Below are 3722 nucleotides of genomic sequence, written 5' to 3' on the forward strand. Positions count from 1 at the left end.
CGCGGTGTAGGTCTGCACCTTGGAGCCGCGCACCCGACCGATGCCGCGGCCGTCGATCACCTCGATATCGAGCGCGCAGGCCGATGGGCAGTCGTGCGGACAGGTGGAATGCCGGATGTCGATCCTGATCTGCTGGTTCATGGCACGATAAGTAACATCAAATGCCCGGTTAGCCGAGCGCCTTTAACGGGCTTGTCGTTGCGAAAACCGTGCGCAAGCCATGCGTCAGCCACCCAGATAGGCCCCACCATTGGCGTGAATCGTCTGTCCGTTGATATAGCGCGCCCCCGGGCTGCACAGGAAACGCACGGCGGCGGCGACATCGTCGGGCCGGCCTCGCTCGCCGGTGATGGTGTGGTGGGTCAGATGATGCGCCGGCTCCGGCTTGTCCTTCGGCCGCGGCGTGCCAATCAGCCCGGGAACGACGCAGTTCGCGGTGATGCCGTCGTTGGCGAGGTCATGGGCGAGTGCGCGGGTAAAGCCGATGATCCCGGCCTTCGCCGTCACCACATGGGCGCGATTTCTGGCGCCGGTATGGGCGCTCAGGCCGCCGATATTGACGATGGTTCCTGCCCCGGACCTGCGCAGCGCGGGGAGACAGGCCTTCACGCAATGGAACGCGCCATCGAGGGTGACGTCGAGGATTTCGCGCCACTCCCGATAGTCCATCTCGGCGAACGGCTTTTCCCGCCGCAGCGCCGCATTGTTGACGAGGATATCGATCCGGCCGAGTTGCTTTACCGCCGCATCCGCCATCGTCTGCATCGCCCCGGCGTCAGCGACGTCGCCGATGTGGACCAGCGCGGTGCCGCCGGCGGATTCGATTTCGCGCAGGACGGCGTCGGCTTCGGCGCGATTGCCGCGCGCATTGATCACAATGCAAGCGCCGTCGGCCGCCAGCGCCAGCGCGATCGCGCGGCCGATGTTGCGTCCCGCGCCGGTGACGACGGCGACCTTGCCGGTGAGTTCCTTGGTCATGCAAGCCTATCCACGCAACGACGATAAATCGATCTTGCCCTGGTACAACCCCGCGATCAGCTTCAATGCCACATCGCGCTTCACCTTGCTCCAGCCACCATGCTCGGCGTTGAGCGCGAATTTATCGATCAGGTCCTGCCGGGTCAGCGGCTCCTGCGCCCCGCCGCGCAGATGCGGCTGCCTCTCCTCGAGCACCCTGCCGTCGTTCAAGGTCGCGCGAATATGGCCGGTGTAGCTGTTCGGATAGGGATTGTCGGGGTCGATCGCGAATTTGACTTTGGCCGCCAGCGCCAGCACGCGCGGATCACGGATCGCGCTCTCCGAAAAGGCCTCGAGCCCGACGCTGCCATGCACGAACCCGGTCGCGAGCAGATAAGGCACGGCGAATTTGGCGGCATAGCCGTTGCGCGGACGCTGCTTGTCGGTGAGCGGCTCCCACAGCCGGTGCACCGTCCCCTCCGCCACCTCGCAGACGATCTCGGCGATATCCTCCGGCTTGATGCCCCGCGTCGCGAGGCGCCGCGCACAATCGATATAAGGCTGCGCCATCGTCCCGCAGGGATAAGACTTGAACGCCAGCGTATCCGTCACCCAGCGGGTGCCGAAATCGCCGACCAGGGCGTCGTAATCGCCCTCGGTCGTGTGGGCAAAACCGTGGAACAGCCCGTGCACGCCCTCGAACACGGTGCGTGGCCCGACAAACCCGCCACGTGCCAGCAGCGCCGCGCGAATACCTGACTGTGCCGCCCATCCGGCATGAAGCCGCTTGGTCCAGGCGCCCTCGGCCAGATACTCGATGATGCCGCCCGCCATGCTGCCGGCAATTCCGAGCGCGTCGACGATCTGCCTTGCGTTGAGCCCAAGCGCCGCGCCAACGCCGGCGGCCGCACCCATCGCGCCGAACACCGCGGTCGGATGAAAGCCGGCCTTGTGCACGGCCTTCGGCACCACGAGACTGAGACGGCAAAGCACTTCGGTGCCGACCGCAATCCCGGCCAGCGCCATGCGCCCGTCGGCGTGGTGCCGCTCGCAGGCCGCCAGAACGGCCGGCACGATCACCGCGCCGGCGTGCACCGGACCGCCCTCGAATGTATCGTCAAAATCCTCGCCATGCGCGGCGGTGCCGTTGACGAAGGCGGCGCCCGCGGCATTCAGCGTCCGCTGATGCCCAATCGCGGTGCACCGGCCGTCATCGTCGTAGCCGGCGAGCGCGCTCCTGATATAGTCCTCGTTACGCGCCGTGACGCAAAGGCCGACGATATCGATCAGCAGGTCTTCGCATTTACCGATGGTCGGGGCCGGAAGCGCATCCGGCCTCAGCGCCACGATCTTTCCGGCCAGCGTTTCGGCGACGGATATCGTGGGCAGCCGGGCGGTCATTTTCGGTCAGACGCGGAAGATTCGGGTGTAGCGCGCCTTGATCGAATCGCTCTCTCTTTCCACCGCCGCGGCATCATCCTTCATGGTCTTGATGTCCTTCAGCGGTCTGCGTCCGGTTTTCTCCTGGGTCTGCGCATGCACCGAGCGCAGGCCGCCGACGTCGATGATGAGTTGCTGGGCCTCACGGCTGAGCGAGAACGACTGGAACAGCCTTGCCGCATTCGGATTGGGCGAGCCCTTGAAGATGGCGTTCGGTCCGATGATCAGCGGCGATCCTTCGGTGGCATAGACCGGCTCGACCGGGCGGCCGGACTCTTTCATCTGGAAGATGTTGTACTCATTGCCGTCGGCCATCACGGCGCGTTCGCCGAGATCGAGCTTCTTCGGCGGGTCGGCCGAGGATTGCACCTGCATGACGTTCTGTTTCGCGAGCTGCTCAAAATAACTCCAGCCGAGATCGCGTTGCATCTGATAGGTCGCGGTCATGATGGTGCCGCTGTAGCCGGGATGCGCCTTGACGATTTTGCCCTTCCATTTCGGATCGAGCAGATCGGCAAAACTCTTCGGCGCTTCCTCCGCTTTCACCAGATTTGTATTGTAGGCGATGATGCTGAGCCAGACCCGGAAACTCGCGAACTGGCCGTCCGGATCCCTGTGCTCGGCGGGATAGAATTTTGCGACATCCTCGGACACATAGGGCGCCAGAATGCCGTCGCGTTTCCAGACGATGAAATGCGCGGCGTCCGATGAATTCACCACGTCGACCGCATGAATGTTGCTGGAATACTCCTGGCCGATGCGCTGGAACACGCGCTCCGCACCGGTGCGCTCGACCCGCACGGCAATCCCCGGATATTTCGCCTCGAATGCCTTGGCGAGTTTCTCCGCGACCGGCAGATCGGTCGAGGTGTAGTAGATGACCTGGCCTTCCTTTTTCGCCGCCTCGATCAGCGCCGGCGTGACCGGCTCCGCCGGCGGCGCATCGGCCATCACGCGGGTCGAGAAGGCGGCGCCGGCAAGCACGGCACCTGTGCCTTGCAGCACGGCGCGGCGTGAAATCCCTGGATGCTTCATGGTCTTGTTCCCCGCGCCTGTTGGCGAAGTTGGGTACACCGGAGCTTGTCTTTTATTCCTATGCTGTGGGTGGAGTCTATCGTAGACACACCCTTCGCATTGCAGCTAGACTTCCCAACCAGGGAGCAAGACGGAATTTGAGGGAGATTGAGATGATGGGCTCAAGGTTTTCGCTGGCGCTGGCCGTGACCTTGCTCGCGACACCCATCCTTGGCCCGCCAGCGCTCGCGCAGGATTATCCCTCGCGGCCGGTCCGGGTGATCGTTCCCTTCGGCGCTGGCGGGCCGGCC

3 protein-coding genes are annotated in these 3722 nt (G+C 64.3%); all 3 read right to left on the minus strand.

The genetic code is table 11. The features are described from left to right. Positions 1-225: 225 nt before the first annotated feature. Genes WCE35_RS24855 through WCE35_RS24865 form a run of 3 tightly spaced genes read right to left on the minus strand, consistent with a single transcriptional unit; the run spans position 226 to position 3432 of the window. Positions 226-978 carry a 3-oxoacyl-ACP reductase family protein gene (locus WCE35_RS24855; protein ID WP_424595957.1) on the minus strand — a complete coding sequence of 251 codons (753 nt, stop codon included), beginning with the start codon at positions 976-978 and terminating at the stop codon, positions 226-228. Positions 979-984: 6 nt separating this feature from the next. After that, a complete protein-coding gene (locus WCE35_RS24860; RefSeq protein ID WP_424595958.1) occupies positions 985-2358 on the minus strand; it encodes an MmgE/PrpD family protein in 1374 nt (457 codons plus the stop codon). 6 nt (positions 2359-2364) lie between these two features. After that, complete coding sequence (locus WCE35_RS24865) at positions 2365-3432, minus strand: ABC transporter substrate-binding protein (RefSeq protein ID WP_424595959.1); 1068 nt, start codon at positions 3430-3432, stop codon at positions 2365-2367. Positions 3433-3722: the final 290 nt, after the last annotated feature.

Origin of the sequence: Bradyrhizobium sp. (assembly GCF_049691595.1) — a bacterium.
In the GTDB taxonomy this organism is placed as follows: Bacteria; Pseudomonadota; Alphaproteobacteria; order Rhizobiales; family Xanthobacteraceae; genus Bradyrhizobium.